Source organism: Serratia sp. EC4, assembly GCF_059652115.1.
This window is the reverse complement of sequence record NZ_JBNIDE010000001.1, coordinates 1,056,913-1,077,503: the sequence shown is the minus strand read 5'-3', so window position 1 is coordinate 1,077,503 and position 20,591 is coordinate 1,056,913. Positions and strand designations below refer to the sequence as shown.

Annotated in this window: 18 protein-coding genes; 8 read left to right on the top strand and 10 right to left on the bottom strand. The window is 60.0% G+C overall.

Going from position 1 to position 20,591, the window contains the following annotated elements; genetic code table 11:
- Nucleotides 1-6: 6 nt before the first annotated feature.
- Nucleotides 7-1,107: a GGDEF domain-containing protein gene (locus ACP39K_RS05040; protein ID WP_115116746.1), complete on the bottom strand. Its 1,101-nt coding sequence runs from the start codon at nucleotides 1,105-1,107 to the stop codon at nucleotides 7-9.
- Nucleotides 1,108-1,471: 364 nt separating this feature from the next.
- Here ACP39K_RS05040 and ACP39K_RS05035 point away from each other — a divergent pair, with 364 nt between their 5' ends.
- Both ACP39K_RS05035 and ACP39K_RS05030 read left to right on the top strand, forming a co-directional pair.
- Complete coding sequence (locus ACP39K_RS05035; protein WP_004935667.1) at nucleotides 1,472-2,554, top strand: FecCD family ABC transporter permease; 1,083 nt, start codon at nucleotides 1,472-1,474, stop codon at nucleotides 2,552-2,554.
- Complete coding sequence (locus ACP39K_RS05030) at nucleotides 2,551-3,339, top strand: ABC transporter ATP-binding protein (RefSeq protein WP_016926995.1); 789 nt, start codon at nucleotides 2,551-2,553, stop codon at nucleotides 3,337-3,339. The genes ACP39K_RS05035 and ACP39K_RS05030 overlap by 4 nt, the downstream gene beginning before the upstream one ends.
- A gap of 33 nt (nucleotides 3,340-3,372) precedes the next feature.
- Here the strand turns inward: ACP39K_RS05030 and ACP39K_RS05025 are convergent, their stop codons facing one another.
- The 5 genes from ACP39K_RS05025 to puuR all read right to left on the bottom strand — a co-directional run bounded on the left by ACP39K_RS05025 (nucleotide 3,373) and on the right by puuR (nucleotide 9,830).
- Nucleotides 3,373-4,326 (bottom strand): siderophore ABC transporter substrate-binding protein, encoded by a 954-nt coding sequence (locus tag ACP39K_RS05025; protein WP_016926996.1) that lies wholly within the window; start codon nucleotides 4,324-4,326, stop codon nucleotides 3,373-3,375.
- Between the two features lie 55 nt (nucleotides 4,327-4,381).
- Nucleotides 4,382-6,370: a ligand-gated channel protein gene (locus tag ACP39K_RS05020; RefSeq protein ID WP_033639853.1), complete on the bottom strand. Its 1,989-nt coding sequence runs from the start codon at nucleotides 6,368-6,370 to the stop codon at nucleotides 4,382-4,384.
- A gap of 243 nt (nucleotides 6,371-6,613) precedes the next feature.
- Nucleotides 6,614-7,609 carry an ABC transporter permease gene (locus ACP39K_RS05015; RefSeq protein ID WP_016926998.1) on the bottom strand — a complete coding sequence of 332 codons (996 nt, stop codon included), beginning with the start codon at nucleotides 7,607-7,609 and terminating at the stop codon, nucleotides 6,614-6,616.
- Nucleotides 7,606-9,117, bottom strand: a complete 1,512-nt coding sequence (locus ACP39K_RS05010) for a sugar ABC transporter ATP-binding protein (protein ID WP_497008333.1) — start codon at nucleotides 9,115-9,117, stop codon at nucleotides 7,606-7,608. The genes ACP39K_RS05015 and ACP39K_RS05010 overlap by 4 nt, the downstream gene beginning before the upstream one ends.
- 155 nt (nucleotides 9,118-9,272) lie before the next feature.
- Nucleotides 9,273-9,830 carry an HTH-type transcriptional regulator PuuR gene (gene puuR / locus ACP39K_RS05005; RefSeq protein WP_016927000.1) on the bottom strand — a complete coding sequence of 186 codons (558 nt, stop codon included), beginning with the start codon at nucleotides 9,828-9,830 and terminating at the stop codon, nucleotides 9,273-9,275.
- 395 nt (nucleotides 9,831-10,225) lie between these two features.
- Between puuR and ACP39K_RS05000 the strand changes: the two genes are divergently transcribed.
- Nucleotides 10,226-11,644, top strand: coding sequence for a glutamine synthetase family protein (locus ACP39K_RS05000; protein ID WP_028127730.1), 1,419 nt, complete (start codon nucleotides 10,226-10,228; stop codon nucleotides 11,642-11,644).
- Nucleotides 11,645-12,179: 535 nt separating this feature from the next.
- The gene (locus ACP39K_RS04995; RefSeq protein ID WP_004935642.1) at nucleotides 12,180-13,547 is read left to right on the top strand and encodes an APC family permease; all 1,368 of its coding nucleotides are present in this window, start codon (nucleotides 12,180-12,182) and stop codon (nucleotides 13,545-13,547) included.
- A 71-nt stretch (nucleotides 13,548-13,618) separates the two neighbouring features.
- Here the strand turns inward: ACP39K_RS04995 and sbcB are convergent, their stop codons facing one another.
- From sbcB to ACP39K_RS04980, 3 genes are all read right to left on the bottom strand, one after another.
- On the bottom strand, nucleotides 13,619-15,046 hold the full coding sequence (gene sbcB / locus ACP39K_RS04990) for an exodeoxyribonuclease I (protein WP_016927002.1): 1,428 nt from the start codon (nucleotides 15,044-15,046) through the stop codon (nucleotides 13,619-13,621).
- A 90-nt stretch (nucleotides 15,047-15,136) separates the two neighbouring features.
- Complete coding sequence (locus tag ACP39K_RS04985) at nucleotides 15,137-15,325, bottom strand: DNA polymerase III subunit theta (RefSeq protein ID WP_016927003.1); 189 nt, start codon at nucleotides 15,323-15,325, stop codon at nucleotides 15,137-15,139.
- Between the two features lie 54 nt (nucleotides 15,326-15,379).
- Nucleotides 15,380-15,586 (bottom strand): hypothetical protein, encoded by a 207-nt coding sequence (locus ACP39K_RS04980; protein WP_072270915.1) that lies wholly within the window; start codon nucleotides 15,584-15,586, stop codon nucleotides 15,380-15,382.
- 258 nt (nucleotides 15,587-15,844) lie between these two features.
- Between ACP39K_RS04980 and ACP39K_RS04975 the strand changes: the two genes are divergently transcribed.
- Nucleotides 15,845-16,954: an SDR family oxidoreductase gene (locus ACP39K_RS04975; RefSeq protein ID WP_033641387.1), complete on the top strand. Its 1,110-nt coding sequence runs from the start codon at nucleotides 15,845-15,847 to the stop codon at nucleotides 16,952-16,954.
- Nucleotides 16,955-16,988: 34 nt separating this feature from the next.
- On the opposite strand, the gene ACP39K_RS04970 is transcribed toward ACP39K_RS04975, so the two are convergent.
- A complete protein-coding gene (locus ACP39K_RS04970; RefSeq protein ID WP_019453597.1) occupies nucleotides 16,989-17,735 on the bottom strand; it encodes a S24 family peptidase in 747 nt (248 codons plus the stop codon).
- Between the two features lie 175 nt (nucleotides 17,736-17,910).
- Between ACP39K_RS04970 and ACP39K_RS04965 the strand changes: the two genes are divergently transcribed.
- From ACP39K_RS04965 to tmaR, 3 genes are all read left to right on the top strand, one after another.
- Nucleotides 17,911-18,678 carry an N-acetylmuramoyl-L-alanine amidase gene (locus ACP39K_RS04965; RefSeq protein ID WP_089184811.1) on the top strand — a complete coding sequence of 256 codons (768 nt, stop codon included), beginning with the start codon at nucleotides 17,911-17,913 and terminating at the stop codon, nucleotides 18,676-18,678.
- A 94-nt stretch (nucleotides 18,679-18,772) separates the two neighbouring features.
- On the top strand, nucleotides 18,773-19,840 hold the full coding sequence (locus tag ACP39K_RS04960; protein WP_197818290.1) for an FUSC family protein: 1,068 nt from the start codon (nucleotides 18,773-18,775) through the stop codon (nucleotides 19,838-19,840).
- A 160-nt stretch (nucleotides 19,841-20,000) separates the two neighbouring features.
- Nucleotides 20,001-20,318 carry a PTS system regulator TmaR gene (gene tmaR, locus ACP39K_RS04955; RefSeq protein ID WP_004935612.1) on the top strand — a complete coding sequence of 106 codons (318 nt, stop codon included), beginning with the start codon at nucleotides 20,001-20,003 and terminating at the stop codon, nucleotides 20,316-20,318.
- The last annotated feature ends 273 nt before the right edge of the window (nucleotides 20,319-20,591 follow it).

The following is a 20,591-nucleotide window of genomic DNA, read 5'->3' as shown; positions in this document are numbered from 1 at the left end:
TTTGTTTTACTTTTTCCCGCCTTTGGCTTCCGCCAGCGCCTGCTGCGCCGAGCTCATCAAACTCTCTACCGTCGTGTAATTCTGCGTCAGCGCCACAATGCCGGCGTTAAGCCGCATGTTCACCTCGCCGAACGCGCCAAAATCGTAGGGCGCCTCCAGCGGTGGCACAATGCGCGCCAGGAACTCGCTTTCCGCGCCGTAGGGCAGATCGTGCACCAGAATCAGAAACTGGCCGCCGGTGTAGCGGCAGACGTAGTCGCTCGGGCGGATCAGCGTTTTGAGGCGCTCGCCGACGGTGCGCAGCACGTCGTCGCCGATCTGGACGCCGTGGCTTTGGTAGAGCGCCGCCAGCGGGCCGAATTCAAGAATGAACAGGTGGGAGATCGGCTGCGCCGTTCCGGGACGGCAGATGCTGCGCATCACCGTCTCGCCGCCTGCGCGGTTGAGAAAGCCGGTCAGGCGATCGCGGTGCGACGCCTGCTGCTTCTCCCACGCCAGCGTGACGTGCTGCACCAGCTGGCGGTGGTAGCGCGCGATCATGCCGTGGGCCAGCACCAGCCACAGCGGCGCGAGGTCCGCCAGGACAAACAGGTTTTGCACGCGCGACAGCGGCGCCGCCAGCAGGTAGGGCAGCGTCAGCGCGATCACCTCAAGCAGTGCGAAGCGCGGGGCGGCGGCGTGGCGCTGCATCAGCCAGCAGGCCAGGGCGGTAATGGTCAGGCCGGCGAACAGGATCAGCACGAAGCGGCCCGACAGCATCGCCAGCGCGGCGCTGGCGCCGACCAGCAGCGCCCACAACAACACTGTCACCAGCATGGCGTTCGGCCAGGCGGGTTGGCGCCTTTGCGCCAACCTGGCGCGCCCGGCGGTCAACAGCAGCAACAGCAGCAGCAGGCCGATACCGACCAGCGGTTGGTTCAGCCAGGCGTACCCCGCCAACAGCGCGGCCGGCCCCACGGCATTCAGCCAGGGGGTGAGAGGAGAGGGCGTCAGCGTGAGACGCAGCTGGCGTTGAAACGGTTCGTCATCGGCGTGCAGCGGGCTGTGCAACAGCCAGTTCAGCAGCGCCGGGCGTTTGGGCGTTACCGCCGGAGATGGACTTCTCATTACAGCCTCGTCAATAAGGCCGCTCTTGCGGCGGCCTGAAAGTTTTTTGCACGCGCGGTGCTGTGGTTTTGGATTCTATGTGGTTTTGCCGCTATTTGTCAGAGTCTGGTCGGATCAGGAATAATTTTCAGAATAATTAACCTACTGGCCGTTGGCGGGGGAAAGCGTGGTGGTTTGAAAAATGGCGAGAAAAAACAAATTATTACATTTCGACAACGCTGTTTTCACCTATTGATATGATTGATAAGTATTATCGTTTGCTTTATTGTGGGCGGCTGCGCACAGGCGGTCGCCGCGCGCTTTCCGGTTTACGGCGGACGCCTTCGCGCCGCTGTCATGATGGTTGTAACAGGTATCTTAACGAATGAGCGTATCCACCGATCCCATGACTGACGCCAAGGGGCAACCCAACGCCGGCGTGATGGGGCGTTATCAGCATATTCTTCGCCATCGCCTGTTGATGATGGGCGTGTTGGCACTGGCGATCCTGGGCTCGCTGCTGCTGGATTTCACCATGGGGCCGTCCGGCCTGTCGCTGTCCTCCTTATGGCAAACGCTGCTTGACCCCGCCGCGGCCGATGCCGGCACGCGGGTGATCGTCTGGGACATCCGCTTGCCCTATGCGCTGATGGCGGTGGTGGTGGGCTTTGCGCTCGGCCTGGCCGGGGCGGAAATGCAGACCATCCTGAATAACCCGCTGGCCAGTCCCTTCACCCTCGGGGTGTCTTCCGCCGCGGCCTTTGGCGCCGCGCTGGCGATCGTGCTCGGCATCGGCATTCCGGGCATTCCCGATCAGTGGTTCATCTCCGCCAACGCTTTTATCTTCGCGCTGTTCGCCGCGCTGATGCTCGACGGCATCACGCGCTGGACGCGGGTCGCCACCTCCGGCGTAGTGCTGTTCGGCATCGCGCTGGTGTTTACCTTCAACGCGCTGGTCTCGATGATGCAATTCATCGCCAGCGAGGACACGCTGCAGGGGCTGGTGTTCTGGACCATGGGCAGCCTGGCGCGCGCCTCGTGGGACAAGCTGGGCATTCTGTTCGGGGTGTTCGCCGTGCTGCTGCCGCTGTCGATGATGAGCTCGTGGAAACTGACCGCGCTGCGTCTGGGTGAAGACCGGGCGGTGAGCTTCGGCATCGACGTGCGTCGTCTGCGGCTGACCACGCTGCTGCGCATCAGCATGCTCTCGGCGCTGGCGGTGGCTTTCGTCGGGCCGATCGGCTTTATCGGCCTGGTGGCGCCGCACATCGCCCGCATGATCTTCGGCGAAGATCACCGTTTCTACCTGCCGGCCAGCGCGCTGATTGGCGCGCTGGTGCTGTCGATGGCCTCGGTGGCGTCGAAAAATCTGGTGCCCGGCGTGATCATTCCGGTGGGCATCGTCACCTCGCTGGTCGGGGTGCCGTTCTTCCTGAGCATTATTCTGCGCCATCGGGGGAACGTATGAACCAGGGCTTGCGCATAGAACACTTCTCGGCGGGCTACCCGAAACGCCAGGTGATCGACGATCTCTCGGTGCCGATGCTGCCGCGCGGGCAAATCACCGTGCTGCTGGGGCCGAACGGCAGCGGCAAATCGACGCTGCTGCGCTCGCTGGCCGGGCTGAACCCGGCGCAGGGCAAGCTGTGGCTGGACGACGGCGATCTGATGCAGATGCCGTTCGCCCGTCGCGCGGAGAAAGTGGTGTATCTGCCGCAGTCGCTGCCCGCCGGGGTGCACCTGCACGTGCTGGAGTCGATCATCGTGGCGCAGCGCGCCTCGGGCGGCCGCAGCAACGCCGGCAGCGAAGCGGAGGTGATGGCCCTGCTGGAGCAACTGGGCATCGCCCATCTGGCGTTGAGTTATCTCGATCAGCTGTCCGGCGGCCAGAAACAGCTGGTGGGGTTGGCGCAGTCGCTGATCCGTCAGCCGTCGCTGCTGCTGCTGGATGAGCCGCTGAGCGCGCTCGATCTCAACTATCAGTTCCACGTGATGGATTTGGTGCGCCGTGAAACCCGCAAGCGCAATATCGTGACGGTGGTGGTGGTGCATGACATCAACATCGCGCTGCGTCACGGCGACCACGTGCTGATGCTGCAGGATGGCGATCTGATCGCCGATGGCGCGCCGGATCAGGTGATTACGCCGCAGAGCCTGGCGCGGGTCTACGGCGTGCGCGGGCGCATCGAACGTTGCTCGCAGGGCACGCCGCAGGTGCTGATAGACGGTTTGGTAAACCAGCCGACGATTTAACCCAAGAAAAAGCCCGGCATCGCCGGGCTTTCTTTATCGCGCAGTGTGATTCAGCGCCTCGCTCACGCGTTCGACGACGTGTTGGGCGGTGACGATGCCGCCGGACAGATAGACCTCGGCCGCCGGCAGGTAAACCACCTGGCCTTTTTTCACCGCCGTGGTTTTCTTCAGTGCGGTGCCGGTGAGGATTTTCTGCGGCGCCACCGCGTTCGGCCGCCCGGTCGCGGCGTCTCTGTCGATGACGAACAGCCAGTCCGGATTCAGCTTGGCCACCTGCTCAGGCGTCAGCTTGTTGCCGCGCACGTCTTTTTCATCGGACTGCAACGCGGACGCGAAGCCGAGGGCGTCATAGACGAAGCTGAAACGGCTCTTGGGGGCGTAAGCGCTGATCTTGCCGCCGGAGAACAGCACCACCAGCCCGCGTCCGGCCTGGGCGGCCTGCGGTTTGACCGCCGCGATCTGCGCATCCAGCTTGTCGATCGCCGCCTGCGCCTGTTGCTGCTTATCAAACAGCTCGCCCAGCTGCAGGGTGCGCTGTTTCAGGCTGCCCAACTGATCCTGCTGATCGACGGACATGTTCAACGTCGGCGCCAGCGTGTTCAGCTCGTCATAGGCTTTGGACGCCCGGCCGGCGATCAGGATAAGATCCGGTTTGGCGGCGCGCAGCACGGCCATATCCGGTTGGAACAGGGTGCCGGCATTGAGGTATTTGTCATCCTGATAGCGCTTCAGGCTATCCGGCAAGTTCTTGCGGTTGCCGGGCAGCGCCAGCGGCTCGACGTCCAGCAGCTGCAGCGTTTCCAGCGAGGCGTAATCCAGCACCACGATGCGTTGCGGGTGCTTCTTCACCTCGGTGCTGCCATTCAGGTGCTGGACGTTGACGGTAGCCGGGGTAGCGGCTACCTGCGTATCGGTTTTGCTGTGGCAACCCGCCAGCGCCATCGCGGCCAGCAGGGCGATCATCAGGGGGGAGCGGCGTAATTTCATGGAGCTTCCTCACGGTGATGGAATGAAAAGGGCGCGCGGCGCGCGCCCAAGGGCATCAGAAGTTGTAGGTCATGCCGACGGTGTAACGGCGGCCGTCCAGCGTGGTGTTGTAGTGATCGTAATCCACGGTCTTGTCGAGGATGTTGTAGACCCCGCCGGTCAGCTGCAGGTTTTTCGCCGCCTGGTAGCTCAGGCCCGCATCGACGAAGGTGTAGGACGGCGTGCTCTTGGCCATCGAGGTACGGCTCAGATACTCAGACGTTTTGCTGCGGAAATTAACGCGCGACCACAGGCTGAGGTCCTGCGTGGCGCGCCAATCCAGCACGGTGTTAACCATGTGCTTCGGCATCTGGTTGAGCGCCTTGCCCTGGAACTCGCCGCTCTTCTGCTCGGAAGAGGTGTAGGTGTAGTTGGTGTTCCACTTCCAGTCTTTGTTGATCTGCCAGCCGAAGGTGGCTTCTACGCCGCGCATATTGGCTTTGTCGACGTTGACGCGATCGCTGATAAAGTCGTAGACGTCATTGCCGATCTTACAGTCCGGCGTGTCTTCACAGCGGCGCACTTCGGTGATCTTGTTCTTGAAGTCGGTGTTGAAGACGGTGACCCCGGCGTTGACGCCTTTCAGGCTATCCCACATCAGGCCGATCTCTTCGCTCAGGCTCTTCTCCGGCTGCAGATCCGGGTTGCCGACGATGATGCCTTTACGCACGCCGCCGCCGGTGACCTGGCCCCAGTTGGCGGAGGATTGGCGCAGATCCGGCGAACGGTAGCCGGCGGAAACGCCGCCTTTCAGCGTCCACTGCTCGGTCAGGTGCCAAACGCCGTACATGCGCGGCGACCAGTGGCTGCCGAAGTTCTGATCGCGGTCCATACGGATGCCGCTGGTCAGGCTAAAGTCATTGGTCAGCGCCCATTCGTCTTCGGCGAACAGCGCCCAGCTCCAGCGCGTCAGTTGATTGACGTCTTGCGCCGAGCTTAGCTGGTTGCCACTGTCGCCCAGTTTCTCATAGCGGTATTGGCCGCCGAGGTTCAGCATGTGGGAACCCAGCTCGAACTGGTTCTGGGTGTTGAAGATGGTGTTGTACATCTTCATTTTGCGGCCCGGGTTGTTGGTCTCTTCCCGCTGAACGTAGCTGGTGGAGTTGCCGAAGTCGTAATAACCGTTGTGGGTCAGCGAGTAGTTGGTGCGGGTGTAGAGATCTTCGCTGCGGGAAGTTGGGGTGCATTTGCCTTTGCTGCAGCGCTCCGCCACCACCGATTTGCCCGGCGTGCTGTTGCGATCCTGCAGCGAGCGGCCGATTTCGAAGTCGAATTCGTTTTTCTCGTCCGGGGTCAGGGTGAACACCGCAGTGCCGCTGCGCATGCGCTGTTCGTTGTAACCGTTGACGATTTTATCTTCCGCGCGGCGTGAGAGCAGGCCGTTGACCCGCAGGCCGAGCAGGCCTTCAACCAGCGGGCCGGACGCGTAGGCGTTGGTCTGGAACAGGTCGCCGGAATCGCGGTTTTCCTGAAGGGTGGCATCGCCGTGCAGCGAGCCTTTCCACTCGGTGCGTGAGGTTTTGCGGGTGATGACGTTGATCACGCCGCCCATGGCGTCGGAACCGTACAGCGAAGACATCGGCCCGCGCACCACTTCGATGCGCTCAATGGCTTCCAGCGGCGGCAGCCAGCCTTGTTCGATGCCGGCGTTGTCGCTGTTCGGGCGGGTGCCGCGGGTGTCGACGCGCTTGCCGTCCACCAGGATCAGGGTGTACTTGGAAGACATGCCGCGGATGCTGATGTCGCTTTTACTGCCGCCGTCGGTGACCACCACGCCCGGCACGTCTTTCAGCGCGTCGGTGATGTCGCGGTAAGCCTTGTCTTCGATTTGCTGGCGCGGGATCACCGAGATGGAAGCGGCGGAGTCCTGAATTTTTTGCTGGAAGCCGGAGGCGGTGACGACCATGGTGTCCTGGGTGTCGTTCTGCGGCGCGGCCAGTGCGGCGGTGGCGCTGAGTGAGGCAATCACCAGAGCGGCGAGCTTGCTGTAACGTGGCGTTTCCATGAGGTGAACCTTTCCTGGATTGAAGTGAAAGTAATTAACCAATTGAATTTCTAATGAAATTATTCATCGTTCGCTGAGAAATACTTCGCTTCGTCAGCGTTGCGTGAGGGTATTGTAAGGATTTTTTACTGAATGTAAACGCTAATGATAATTCATATCATTTGTATGCTTGTTCTGCTAACGGGAAAGGGTAACCGGATGAATTAAAGGGAAAAGCGGCGCAGCGGGCGTGCGCCGGGGTGATCAGCGTTTCTGGATGTAGGTGATGGCCAGCGCCAGCGCCAGCACCAGGCCTTTGATAATGTCCATGGCGTAGTAGGGCACCGACAGCATCACCAGGCCGTTTTGCAGCACGCCGAGGATCACCGCGCCGATCAGGGTACCGAGCGCATTGGGTTTGCCGGAGCCCGCCAGCGAGAAGCCGATATAGGCCGCCGCCACCGCGTCCATCAGATAGCCGCCGCCGGCATTGACCTGCGAAGAGCCGATACGTGACGCCAGCAAGATGCCGCCAAGCGCCGCCAGCCAAGAGGAAATGACGTAAGCGGCAACCCTGTAACGCACGGTGCGGATGCCCGACAGACGCGCCGCCTCGGGGTTGCCGCCGATGGCATACATCCGGCGGCCGTGCTTGGTCAACGACAGAAACAGCTGCACCGCCACGGTGACCGCCAGCATGATCAGCACGATCACCGGCACCTGGCCGAGGGCGGAAAACACCTCCGGGATTAGGCCTTCCGCCATGTCGCCATTCGGCAGCACCATGTTTTGGGTGATGGAGCCGCCGTAGCTGTAAGTCATCGCCACGCCCTGGATCACGAACAGGCTGGCCAGCGTCGCCAGCATATCGGGAATTCTGAACACCACGATCAGCAGGGCGTTGAACAGGCCGACCAGTGTGCACAGCAGCAGCGTCACCACGATGGCGCCGGTGGTGCCGAACCCGTGCCAGACGAACAGTGAAATCACCAGCGCGTTGGCCAGTGAGGCGGTTGAGCCGACCGACAGATCGAAACCGCCGACCGACAGCGAGATGGAGACGCCGATGGCGATCACCGTCACGATGGCGATCGAACGCAGGATATTGATGATGTTGTTGGCATCGAGAAAATTGTCCGACGCCAGGCCAAACAGGGCGATCAGCGCCGCCACGGTCAGCAGCATGCCCCACTTATAGAGGAAATCGAACAGCTGTTGGCGCCAGGGCAGCGCAGGCCGCAAGGCAAATTCTTTACTCACGCAGGGGTTCCTCCGGTGGAATAGAGCAATAAGGTTTCTTCGTCGATGTCGGCAGCGTTCAACTCCGCCACGATGCGGCCGTCCCACAGCACGCAGATGCGATCGCACAGGCCAATCAGCTCGGCGAACTCGCCGGAGGCGTAAATCACGCCTTTGCCGGCGCGGGCCAGGCCGTCGATCAGGCTGAACAGCTCCTGTTTGGCCTTGATGTCCACGCCCTTGGTCGGCTCATCGAAGATCAGCACCTCGGCGTCGCCGCGCAGCCATTTGCCGATCGCCACTTTTTGCTGATTGCCGCCTGACAGGCGCGCCAGCCGCTGTTGCGGGCCGGAGGCGCGAATGTTCAGACGCTGCATGATCTCGCGCGCCCAGCGCAGTTCTTGCCGCCGGTTGAACAGGCTCCAGCGCGAGAAGCTGTCGTCGGCGCTGACGCTCAGGTTCATCGGGATCGCCTCGTCGATGAAAATGCCTTCTTTGCGGCGTTCTTCCGGCACCAGCGCCAATCCTTGTTCGACCGACAGGTGCGGCGCGTGTGGCGCCCAGGGCTGCCCGCGCAGTTCGCCGCGCTCGAGCTGCACGGCGCCGGCGCCGAACAATGCCTTGCACAGTTCGGTTTTGCCCGCCCCGGCCAGCCCGGCGATGCCGAGGATCTCGCCCTCATGCAACCGCAGCGAAACGTCGCGCAGCTTATGGCGATCGCGCAAGCCCTCCACCTGCAGCAGCGTTCGCTCTGGGTGCGGCGGGCGCGGCGGCGGGAAAATGTCGTCCAGCCGATGGCCGAGCATCTTCTCGACGACCTGTTCGCCGTTCAGCCCGCGCATGGCGTCTTCGCTGACGCGCCGGCCGTCGCGCAGCACCGTCAGCCGATCGCAAATGTCGCTCAGTTCGTGGATGCGGTGGGAAATAAACACGATGCCGATGCCTTCGGATTGCAGGCGGCGCACCACGTTAAACAGGCGCTCGCTCTCGGCGCGATCGAGCGGCGCGGTCGGCTCGTCGAGCACCAGAAAACGGCAGCGGTGCGACAGCGCGCGCGCCAGCAGCACCTGCTGTTTTTCCGCCAGCGTGCAGTCCGCCAGGCGTCTGCGCGGGTTGAGCGGCAGCGCCCATTGCTGCAGCAGCTGCGCGGCGTGGCGGTGCAGCTCCGCCCAGTTCAGCCAGTGGCCCGGCTCGTTCAGCCAGTCAAGCATGATGTTTTCCGCTACCGACAGCGTGGGGATCAGCGCGACGTCGACCTCTTGCTGCACCACGTGAATACCGTGACGGCGCGCCTGCAGCGGGGAGTGGATCGCCACCGGCTGGCCGTCGATCAGGATCTCGCCGCGATAATGATCGTGGGCGCCGGAGAGGATCGCCATCAGCGTCGACTTGCCCGCGCCGTTGGCGCCGACCAGCGCATGGATTGATCCGCCCTGCAGCGTGAAGTCCACGTCCTGCAGCGCGTTGAAGCCGGCGAAGGCGATCGAGATATTGCGCATCTCGAGGCGTGAAGGCGTTACGGTTGACATAGGGTAGTAAGGCCGTTTAGATGTTTAGATGGCTGTTTTGCTCTGTTGTAACACAGATTGCGCCGTTGGCAACCAACAAAATGGCATAACGGCGATGAAAAACGTGGAGAGGCAGGGGCGCAACCCGCGTCAGGCTGCGCCGGTGCGAGAAGCGGTCAGAAGGTGGTAGGGGTGTGTGCGCTGACGATGCGGCAAATGCGCGCCGACGTATTGCTGAAGCTGTGCGGAATGCCGGTGTTGATGGCGTAACTCTGACCGGCGGTCAGGCAATAGCTCTGGCCGTTGATGGTCAGCACGATCTCGCCCTCCAGCAGGGTGCCGATCTCTTCGCCCTGATGCTTGATCTTTTCGCCGGTGGTGGTGCCGGGCTGGTAAGTTTCCAGCATCATCGCCAGGTTGCGCGTCGGGCTGCCGTTGTGCACCAGCTTCATCGACACCCCCTGGCTGCCGATCTCAATCAGATCTTCGGCGTCGATCACCACGCGCGGTTCGTCGACGGCCTCCGGTTCGGCAAAGAATTCAGACAGCGACAGGCCATACACCTTCAGCAGCTTTTGCAGCGTGCTGATGGCCGGGCTGACCTTGTCCTGTTCGATGGTGCTGATCGCACTGTGGGTTAACCCGGACAGTTCGGCGACCCGGCGCTGCGACAAACCCAATTGCTGACGGATCTGTGACAGGCGTTTGCCCGGTGCCAAGCTGGCTTCGCTCATAGCGGTACTTCCTTCTGGTAAGGGCGACAGGTAGAAATGAAGATCGCTATCGGGTGCCTGTCTGGTCGATAACGATGCTGCATGATATCGGTAGTTAGGGTGGGTTTGGAAAATATATTGCCCATATTCACTCTCGGTGCGTTGGACGAAATAGTTGACGTAAAAATGGCAGCAAGGCCTTTTCGGTCAATATTTTATCAATTTAGCAGTCGGTGATGAATAATCAAACAGGATTGTAACATTTGCAAACCCATTCTGTTAATACTATGTTTCATATTGTGGATGTTATTTTGAGCGCCCGGCAGCGGCGCGACCTGGCGAGAAATCCAATCATGTGTTGAATCGAACGGCGGACGGGCGCTAACGCGCCTTAAGAGCATAATGGCGGGTGACGTATGCAAACCAATAGCGCAGCAGTTGAACATTTTGCACAGCATCATGAAGAGAGGCGAAGTAGCGCGTTCCAAAATGAGGTTGCTCATTATTTGGAACGCCATCCCGCCACGCAGTATGTCGATATCCTTCTCACCGATCTCAATGGTTCCTTCCGCGGCAAGCGCATACCCGTCTCAGGGTTGAAAAAACTGGAAAAAGGCAGCTACTTCCCCGCGTCGGTGTTCGCCATGGACATCCTCGGCAACGTGGTGGAGGAGACCGGTCTTGGGCAGGAGCTCGGCGAGCCTGATCGCATTTGTCTGCCGGTGCCCGGCTCGCTGACGCCGTCGGCCGCCGATCCGGAGCATATCGGCCAGGTGTTGCTGACCATGCTGGATGAAGATGGCACTCCCTTTGACGTTGAACCCCGTAATGTGCTGAACCGCGTGTGGCAGGCGCTGCGACAGCGCGGCTTGTTCCCGGTGGCAGCGGTAGAGCTGGAGTTTTATCTCATCGATAGGCTGCGCGACGCGGAAGGCGATTTGCAGCCGCCGTGTGCGCCCGGCACCCAGGAGCGCAACACCCAAAGCCAGGTGTATTCCGTCGATAACCTGAACCATTTCGCTGAGGTGCTGAACGATATCGACGCGCTGGCGAAGCTGCAGGGGCTGCCGGCGGACGGCGCGGTGGCGGAGGCGTCGCCGGGGCAGTTCGAGGTCAATCTGCGTCATACCGACGATATTTTGCTGGCCTGCGATCACGCGCTGGCGCTGAAGCGGCTGGTGCGGCTGGTGGCCGAGAACCACGGTATGCACGCCACCTTTATGGCCAAACCCTACGAGGATTACGCCGGCAGCGGCATGCACGTGCATGTCAGCATGCAGGACGGGGCGGGCAACAACCTGTTCGCCGACGGCGAAGGCGAGGATTCACCGTTGCTGAAACAGGCGCTGGCCGGAATGATCACCCTGATGCCGGCGTCGATGGCGCTGCTGGCGCCGAACGTCAATGCCTATCGGCGTTTCCAGCCGGGGATGTATGTGCCGATCCAGGCAGCCTGGGGCCACAACAATCGCACCGTGGCGCTGCGCATCCCCTGCGGCGAACCGGAGAATCATCGGGTGGAGTACCGCGTGGCCGGCGCCGACGCCAATCCGTATCTGGTGATGGCGGCGATCCTGGCCGGCATGCTGTACGGGTTGGACAACGCGCTGCCGTTGCCTGAGCCGGTGACCGGCAACGGGCTGGAGCAGGAGGGGCTGCCGCTGCCGATCCGCCAGAGCGATGCGCTGTACGAGTTTGAACATCAGCACGCGTTGACCCACTATCTGGGCGAGCGTTTCACCCAGGTGTATCACGCCTGCAAGACGGACGAATTGCTGCAGTTTGAACGGCGGGTGACGGAAACCGAGATCGACTGGATGTTGAAAAATGCCTGAATGGGCGTATAAAGTAAGAAGTATGTGCGGGCGACCGGCCTGCCGGTAGCGGATTAATTCGCCTGCCGGGCTGGTTTTCCGTTCGATCGACAAAAAGAATTTGTATTTGAGGGCTTCCGGATCTTGTCATCCGGAGGCATTCTGGTGCAAAATATCTCAAATGCAGATAGCCGACGTTTTGAAAGCGTCGGTTATTTTTTTTGCATTTAGTTTTACCAACGTAGCGTTTCATACACCAAGCGAGGCCGGACACCGATCCGGATAGATAAATAGTTTCGTGCACGATCAAACAAAACTTTATGGTCGTGACTCATGAGGATTAGAAAGATGGGGCAATTTTTCACTTTAGCGCCGGTGCCCGCCGGTTTCCGCTGTGGCCGCAGCGACTATGGAGCAGCCGAGGTTACCTCGACCCGTTATCCAGCTTACAATCCCCTTCTTTTAGAATTAAGTCGCTCGTTGCGAAGTTTCCCCGCAACCTTAAGTCTTGGCGTGTCCGCCATCCGCAAGGCTCAAGGTAAGGGGGGGCTGAACAATGTCCGATAACACCCTTAACGCCGCTCCGGCTCAGCGCACTCAGCTGCGTAAAACCCTGACATTGGTTCCGGTAGTGATGATGGGTCTGGCTTATCTGCAGCCAATGACCATCTTCGATACCTTCGGCATCGTATCCGGCCTGACCGATGGTCACGTCGCGACCGCGTACGCCTTCGCTCTGCTGGCGATCCTGTTTACCGCCCTGAGCTACGGCAAGCTGGTGAAGAAGTTCCCTTCCGCCGGTTCCGCCTACACCTACGCCCAGAAAGCCATCAGTCCGCACGTCGGCTTTATGGTGGGCTGGTCATCGCTGCTGGACTATCTGTTCATGCCGATGATCAATATTTTGCTGGCCAAGATTTACCTGGAAGCGATCTTCCCGGGCGTCCCGTCCTGGATCTTCGTGGCGGTGCTGGTCGGGTTGATGACGATTTTCAACCTGCGTGGCATCAAGCTGGTGGCTAACCTGAACTCCATCATCGTGGTGGTGCAGGTGGCGATCATGATCGTGTTCCTGGGCCTGGTGATCAACGGCGTTTACCACGGCGAAGGCGCCGGTACGCTGGTCAGCAGCCGCCCGTTCTGGTCCGATAACGCTCACGTGGTGCCGATGATTACCGGCGCGACTATCCTGTGCTTCTCGTTCCTGGGCTTCGACGGCATCAGCTCGCTGTCCGAAGAAACCAAAGACGCAGAGAAAGTGATCCCGAAAGCCATCTTCCTGACGGCGCTGATCGGCGGCATCATCTTTATCGTGGTGTCTTACTTCGTGCAGCTGTATTTCCCGGACATCTCGCGCTTCAAGGATCCTGACGCGTCGCAGCCTGAAATCATGCTGTACGTGGCGGGCAAGTTCTTCCAGTCGGTGATCCTGGTGTTCTCCTGCGTGACGGTATTGGCGTCAGGCATGGCGGCGCACGCGGGCGTTTCGCGTCTGATGTACGTGATGGGCCGCGACGGCGTGTTCCCGACTCGCTTCTTCGGCTATGTGCATCCGAAGTGGCGTACCCCGGCGCTGAACGTGCTGCTGGTTGGCGCCATCGCGCTGTCCGCAGTGTCGTTTGACCTGGTGACCGCGACTGCGCTGATCAACTTCGGTGCGCTGGTGGCCTTCACCTTCGTCAACCTGTCGGTGATCTCGCAGTTCTATATTCGCGACAAGATGAACCGCACCGTGAAGGACACGTTCAACTACCTGATCTTGCCGGTGATGGGCGCACTGACCGTCGGCGCGCTGTGGATCAACCTGGAAGCCAGCTCGATGACGCTGGGCCTGGTCTGGGCGGCCATCGGCCTGATCTACCTGGCCTTCGTCACCCGCAGCTTCCGTCTGCCGGTGCCGCAAGCGAGCGAAGACGCCGCCTAAGCGCGAGCCGTCTCCTCAGCCACAAAAAAGGCCGCTTTCGCGGCCTTTTCCTTTTCTGCTTGCTGCGGGTTTTATCCCACCAACTCTTTGCCGTAATCGAACAGCGCTTTCAGCAGGGCGGTTTTCTCTTTGTCGCCTTCGTGCAGGTTATACAGCGATTCGAGCTGCAGCAGGTAACTCTGCACGCGCTCCGCGCTCAAGGCTTCCTGACGGTGTTGCAGCCAGCGGCGCTGCTCGGCGTCGTCCAGCGTATTCGGGTAGTTGCGCGCGCGGAAGCGGAACAGCAGCTCTTTCATGCGGCCGTCGCTGAAGGCCAGATCCAGCGCCGGCAGGTTCTGCGGCTTGGTCTGCTGGATAATCCTCATCGCCGCCTTGTCGGCGTCGCTGAAGAAACCGTCGTACAAGCGGGCGTCGACGTCGTCGGCGCCTTTGAACGGCTCGGCTTCGGCGAACAGCGCGACCACTTTCTCGCGCACTTCCGGATGCTGTTTCAGCAGCTGCAGATTTTGCAGACACGCCTGACGATCGATGCCCAGCCGCTCGGCGTTCTCCGGCAGCAAGGTTTTGGCCGGCGCCAGCACCGGACATTTGTTGATGTGCACCAGCTTGATCGGCACCGGCGCCTGATCCGGCGCCAGATCGTCGCGGCGGGTGTACAGCCGTTCACGCAGTTGCTCGGCGCTCAGCGTCAACAGCGGCGTCATGTCGCCGGCCAGATCGCACATGATCACCGCGTTCTTGTTGTCCGGGTGCCAGGCCAACGGCGACACCCAGCTGGTGTTGCCGCGCGCCGCGCCGAACATGCCGGAGACGTGCACCAGCGGCGTCATGTCGGCGACGTCGATCAGGGCGTTCAGCTTGTGCTTGTTGCGGTGCTGCAGCAGGAAATCGAACAGCCGCGGCTGCGCCTGCTTGACCAGCTTGGCCATGGCGATGGTGGCGTAAACGTCCGACATCGCATCGTGAGCCTGCGTGTGTTCGACGCCGTTGGCGCGCGTGAGGTGTTCGAGGCGGAAGCTGGGGAAACCGTCTTCGTTTTCCGGCCAGACGATGCCGTCCGGACGCAGGGCGTAGCAGGCGCGCATCACATCCAGCAGATCCCAACGCGAGTTGCCGTTTTGCCAGCTGTAGGCATAGGGATCGTAGAAGTTGCGATAGAAGATATTGCGGCTCACTTCGTCATCGAAACGGATGTTGTTGTAACCGAGAATGCAGGTGCCGGCCACGCTGAAGGCCTGATGGATTTGGCGGGTGAACTCGGCCTCGTTAACGCCTTTGGCTCGCGCCACCTGCGGCGTGATGCCGGTGATCATCACCGCCTCGGGTTCCGGCAGGTAGTCGTCGGCCGGGGCGCAGTAGATGACCAGCGGCTCTTCGATAATGTTGAAATCCATATCGGTGCGCACGCCGGCGAACTGCGCCGGGCGGTCCAGCGACGGGCTCTTGCCGAAGGTCTCATAGTCGTGAATGTAAAATGTGGCCGTTGCCTTGCTGCTCAAAATCGCGTCTCTTCAGTGGCGGATACAATATGCCCCTATTGTAACGGCGTGGGGAGCGATGCCAAGCGGCGGTTAGCGAAATGCGCGCAATTACGCACGGCGATAGAAATCCAGCCGCTGATGAAAGTAGGGGAGCAGGTGATCGGGGATCTGTCGTTCTGTTTCCGCCTGGGTCGAGGCGATGCCGTAGCGCTCGTTGTAGATCACGCTGATGGCCAGCAAATCGGTTTCTATTTTCTCGCGTTGCGCCTGCGGTAAGCTATCCAGCTTTCGAACCATCGTTATCTCCCTGTTAACCTTAGGGTATAATAGGATCGTTAGCGGGTCTTGTCCCTACCCATTCCGAGGGGAGGTGGACGCCTGAGCGCTTTGCTGTGAGCTGGGAGTCAGACTGTGACGCGCGGCGAACTCGCTCTGCGCCTGGTGAGCATTGAGGCGATCCGCCCGGTTATACAGCGAACAGGCGCCGCTTATCACCGCCCCCCAAAACAGGGTGCACAGCAGTAAAACCCCCAACCAGATTTTTTGGTTATAGGTCATAAGTCCTCCACGGACAAAAAGAGAAATAACATTGACCGTTAAATTAAATCAGGCACTACATCAATGGTATTTAAACGGCGGAGATTAATCATGGAATCTACGCGGTTCTTTTGTTACTAAACCCAGGATGGATGTTTCAAAAGATTCCTTAAGATAATATTAAGAAAAGTGAGTCTGGGCGCCGTAATTCTATTTAATATTTGTTTAAATATCCGCAGATACAATCTCCCACATTCAATGCCAATGTGGGTGACAATGATGAAAACGCTACTGTTGACCGGCGCTACCGGCTTTCTCGGTGGTGCAGTTCTTGAAAAATTATTGATTGAAAATCAGTCTATTAATTATCTTTTGCTGGTGCGCGCCGATGATGCGCAGCAAGGGCTGGCCCGTATTCGCGCGAATATGGAAAAGTTTAATATCGACGCGAATCTGCTGTCTAAAATTACGATGGAAAATATATTGTTGGGCGATCTTTCCGAGCCGGCCGACTTTTTAACTGACGCACGTATTAACAATGTCACGCACGTTATTAACTGCGCGGCCGTTGCTTCATTTGGTAATAACCCGCTCATTTGGAAGGTAAACGTAGAAGGCACTCTGGCCTTTGCTGAAAGAATGGCGCAGGTGCCGGGATTAAAACGCTTCCTGCACGTCGGCACCGCCATGTCCTGTTCGCCGGAGCCGGGTTCGCTGGTGGCGGAGAGCGGCGAGTTTGAGGAGGACGCCGAGCACCTGGTGGAATATACCCGTTCCAAATCCACCATCGAACAGCTGATGCGCCAGCGCTGCCCGCAAATGCCGTTGACCATCGCTCGTCCGTCGATTGTGGTGGGGCACACCCGCCTGGGCTGCCAGCCTTCCAGCAGCATTTTCTGGGTGTTTGGCATGGCGCTGATGCTGCGCAAGTTCATGTGCTCGCTGCAGGACAATATCGACGTGATCCCGGCGGACTACTGCGCGGATGCGCTGGTGATGCTGATGAACAGCGAAACACTGGAGAACGACGTTTATCACATCTCCGCCGGTGAGGAGAGCAGCGTCAGCTTTGCTGAAATTGACAACGCCATGGCGGCGGCCCTGGAAAAAGCGCCGGTGGGCGATGAGTATGCGCAGGTGACCTATGACGCGCTGGTGAAAATGCGCCGTCAGCTGAAAGACATTTTCGGCCCGTGCAACGAGCGGCTGATGCTCAAAGCGATGCGCCTGTACGGCTCGTTCGCCATGCTCAACGTGCGTTTCAGCAACGAGAAGATCCTCAAGCTGGGCATGCCGAAACCGCCGCGTTTCACCGACTACATCGCCGGCTGCGTGCAGTCGACGCGCGGGCTGTCTATCCAGCAGCAGATGGTGGTGGACTTCAAATAACCGCCGGGCGCAACGGGCGCCCGAGGTTGCTCTGCTACCAGGACGAAGACGACCAGAAGACGCGGCCGAGCACCACCAGTTGCTCCTTGCGCTGCTGATAGCTGAGATGCTCGTCCTGGTACTCTTCCCGGTTGAGGGAGCGGATGATGACGCCGCCGTCCGGCTGCTCGATCAGCACCTTCACCCGCAGCAAATTGCCGTGGCGGATGGCGTAGGTCTTGCCCTCGCGGATGCGCGTGTCGTCGGTGTTGATGCCGACCACGTCGCCGTCCTGCAGGCGCGGTTCCATGCTGGAGCCGGAGATGCGGATAATGCGCGCGGCGTTGACCGCCACCCCCATCTTGTGCAGATAGTAACGGCGGAAGATCAGCGAAAACTCCTCGCGATCGACGATTTCGTAGCAGCCGTCGCCGGCGGAAAAATCAATATCCAGCAGCGGGATCTCCACAAACTCTTCCTTGTCTTGTTCGGTATCTTCCCATACCACCGGTTTCAAACGGGCGGGCTGGAAGTCCGACTCCGCCGCCACGTTGTCAAACGGGCGCACCAGCTGCTTTTCGTGAAACACGTCGAACCAGCCTTTGGGCAAATTCAGCCTGGCCTCGATCCGCCTGGCCAGATTGTCGCCAAGATTGCGGGAGGATTTTTCCCCGATGATTTGGCTCAGCGTTGGCGCGGAAGACTCAACCAGCGTGGCGAACTCATTCTGGTTGACGCCTTGCCGGGCGTAGCGGGCCATCAATTCGCGCAGATTGTTGCGCCTGATTTCTTTAGTTTCCATCGTGCAATGATCGCACTCTTTAGCAAAAAGGTAAATAACGATTTTGCTAAAAAACACTTGCGCATAATTTAGCAATTAGCTAAAACAAAAGGGTGGACCAAGGGTTCACCCGTGCGGGGCGGCCTGTCATGATGAGGGGCCGCTCAGTGAAATCAAACGAGAGAGGGACTTTACGATGTACAAGATTGATTACAATAGCTACCGATCGGTCGCCAGCTTCGGCCACCGCGTGCGTTTTCTGGTGCTGCACTACACGGCGCAAAACTTCGCCGACTCGGTGACGTCGTTGACCGGAAAATCGGTCAGCGCGCACTACCTGGTGCCGGATCCGACCGAGGCGACCTATCAGGCGGCCGGCTTCAGCGGCGTGCGCATCTTCAACCTGGTGGACGAGAACGAGCGCGCCTGGCATGCCGGCACCAGCCAGTGGGGCACCCGCAGCAATATCAACGACACCTCGATCGGCATCGAGATCGTCAACCTGGCGAGCGGCGACGGTGAAAACATCACCTTCCCGCCGTTCAATCCGCAGCAGATCGAGGCGGTCACCCAGTTGGCGCAGAACATTCTGCAGCGTTATCCGGACATCTCGCCGGTGAACGTGGTGGCGCACTCCGACATCGCGCCGGGCCGCAAGAGCGATCCGGGCCCGCAGTTCCCGTGGCAGCAGCTGTATCAGGCCGGCGTCGGCGCTTGGTATGACGAAGCGACCAAGCAGCAGCGTCAGCAGGAATACTGCAGCCAGGGCCTGCCGGCGCAGGCCGATCTGCTGAAACTGTTCGCCCAATACGGCTATGACACCTCGGCGGCGAACACCGCAGAAGGCTATCGCCAGCTGGTGCGCGCGTTCCAGTTGCACTTCCGTCCGCAGAAGTATGACGGCGTGATGGATGCCGAAACCGCCGCCGTTCTGCGCGCGCTGGTCGACAAGTACGCCGCCTGAGCCTGACCGCGAATGGGGGACGCCTCATTCGCCTTTTCCTCGCCGGGCTTCCTCCGCTAAAATAGCGGCCTGGCTGGTCTTTATCGGAGGCATCGTGCGCCTCGATCGAAAAATCTCTCCCCTTGAACTGCTGACCTATCGCCACTATCGCGTCGTTCACGGCGTGCGCATCGGGCTGGCGTTTATCCTGACCTTTCTGCTGATCCGCCTGCTGGCGGTGCCCGAAGGCACCTGGCCGCTGATCACCCTGGTGGTGGTGATGGGGCCGATCTCGTTTTGGGGCAACGTGCTGCAGCGGGCGCTGCAACGCATTGCCGGCACGGTGTTCGGCGCCGCGTCCGGCCTGATCGCCCTGTATCTGGAACTCTATTCGCTGCCGCTGATGCTGGTCTGGTGCGGCGTGGTGATGTTCGTCTGCGGTTACCTGACGCTCGGCAAACGGCCGTATATGGCGCTGCTGGTGGGGATCACGCTGGCGGTGGTGTGCGGCGCGGGCGCCGGCGATATGCACACCGCGCTGTGGCGCAGCGGCGACGTGATCTTCGGCTCGTTGCTGGCGCTGCTGTTCACCAGCATCTACCCGCAGCGCGCCTACATTCTGTGGCGCATGCAAATGGCGGACTGCCTGCAAACCGCCGCCCGAATTTACGGCGCCTACTTTTCGCCGAACGTCATTGAGCGGCCGCGGCTGGAGCCGCAGCTCAAGGATCTGTTGAATCAGGTGGTGAAGCTGCGCAGCCTGATCATGCCCGCCAGCAAGGAAACCCGCATCCCCAAAGCGGTGTTCGAGGCGGTGCAAACCCTCAGCCGCAATCTGGTGTGCACGCTGGAACTGATGGCCGACGCCTACTGGGCTTCGCGCGAAACGCACTTCATCATGCTGAACGCCCGCACGCTGCGCAGCACCCAACTGCTGACGCTGAGCTCGCTGGAATCGCTGGCGCTGCTGATGCGCGAAGGGCCACAGGCGCAGCGGCAGGCGGCGGCGGGGCAGCTGGCGGAGATCGCCGGCGAGCTGAAAACGCTGATGCAGGAGGTCAGCCTCGGCCAGCACGGCGAAGCGCCGATTTACGGCTATGTCTGGCTCAGCATGGAGCTGGCGCAGCAGCTGGAAGAGTTGGGGGATCTGCTCCAGGTCTGCACCGCCGCCGGGCGTGAATAAGGGGTCAGATCATGAAGGCGGCGCTTTGGGTTTTGGCCGCCGGGGCAAAGTGGGTAAGATAAGCCAATCACTGTTGTGCCGGACCGCCACAAACCTGTATCTTGGTGCCATGTGGCCGTAAGCAAATGAATCTGTGTATTACTAAAGCAAGGGTATAAAGATGGATAATGCAAATAAGCCGAGTTTCCAGGACGTGCTGGAGTTTGTGCGTATGTTCCGCCGCAAAAACAAACTGCAACGCGAGATCGTCGACAACGAAAAGAAAATTCGTGATAACCAGAAGCGCGTGCTGCTGCTCGACAACCTGAGCGAGTACATCAAGCCCGGCATGAGCATTGAAGACATTCAGGGCATCATCGCCAACATGCGCAGCGACTACGAAGATCGCGTTGATGACTACATCATCAAAAATGCCGATCTGTCCAAAGAGCGCCGCGAGCTGTCCAAAAAGCTGAAAGCGATGGGCGAAGTGAAGTAACCCGCTTTTTCGGGCCGGGCGCGATGCCTGGCCCGCATTCCTGCCAATCATCTTCTTCCTGGCGTTTCGATCATCTCCCGATCCTCATCGATCCCGTAAATGGGATCGCGATCCGCATTTGTAGCATTTTTAGCCGCAATGTTAACGAACTGTGATTTTGCTCAAACAATTCTTTTTGCAGCTTTGGTTATATGTCGATCAATGTTCACGTTGTCATTTTTAGTTTTCGAGATGTTTTATGATTAATTTATTGAAATTTAACATGTTGTTTCG

Bases quoted from the DNA above. Each gene is read 5' to 3' on its own strand.
- ACP39K_RS05040 (WP_115116746.1), bottom strand. From the start codon at position 1,107: ATGAGAAGTCCATCTCCGGCGGTAACGCCCAAACGCCCGGCGCTGCTG.
- ACP39K_RS05035 (WP_004935667.1), top strand. From the start codon at position 1,472: ATGAGCGTATCCACCGATCCCATGACTGACGCCAAGGGGCAACCCAAC.
- ACP39K_RS05030 (WP_016926995.1), top strand. From the start codon at position 2,551: ATGAACCAGGGCTTGCGCATAGAACACTTCTCGGCGGGCTACCCGAAA.
- ACP39K_RS05025 (WP_016926996.1), bottom strand. From the start codon at position 4,326: ATGAAATTACGCCGCTCCCCCCTGATGATCGCCCTGCTGGCCGCGATG.
- ACP39K_RS05020 (WP_033639853.1), bottom strand. From the start codon at position 6,370: ATGGAAACGCCACGTTACAGCAAGCTCGCCGCTCTGGTGATTGCCTCA.
- ACP39K_RS05010 (WP_497008333.1), bottom strand. From the start codon at position 9,117: ATGTCAACCGTAACGCCTTCACGCCTCGAGATGCGCAATATCTCGATC.
- puuR (WP_016927000.1), bottom strand. From the start codon at position 9,830: ATGAGCGAAGCCAGCTTGGCACCGGGCAAACGCCTGTCACAGATCCGT.
- ACP39K_RS05000 (WP_028127730.1), top strand. From the start codon at position 10,226: ATGCAAACCAATAGCGCAGCAGTTGAACATTTTGCACAGCATCATGAA.
- ACP39K_RS04995 (WP_004935642.1), top strand. From the start codon at position 12,180: ATGTCCGATAACACCCTTAACGCCGCTCCGGCTCAGCGCACTCAGCTG.
- ACP39K_RS04985 (WP_016927003.1), bottom strand. From the start codon at position 15,325: ATGGTTCGAAAGCTGGATAGCTTACCGCAGGCGCAACGCGAGAAAATA.
- ACP39K_RS04980 (WP_072270915.1), bottom strand. From the start codon at position 15,586: ATGACCTATAACCAAAAAATCTGGTTGGGGGTTTTACTGCTGTGCACC.
- ACP39K_RS04975 (WP_033641387.1), top strand. From the start codon at position 15,845: ATGAAAACGCTACTGTTGACCGGCGCTACCGGCTTTCTCGGTGGTGCA.
- ACP39K_RS04970 (WP_019453597.1), bottom strand. From the start codon at position 17,735: ATGGAAACTAAAGAAATCAGGCGCAACAATCTGCGCGAATTGATGGCC.
- ACP39K_RS04965 (WP_089184811.1), top strand. From the start codon at position 17,911: ATGTACAAGATTGATTACAATAGCTACCGATCGGTCGCCAGCTTCGGC.
- tmaR (WP_004935612.1), top strand. From the start codon at position 20,001: ATGGATAATGCAAATAAGCCGAGTTTCCAGGACGTGCTGGAGTTTGTG.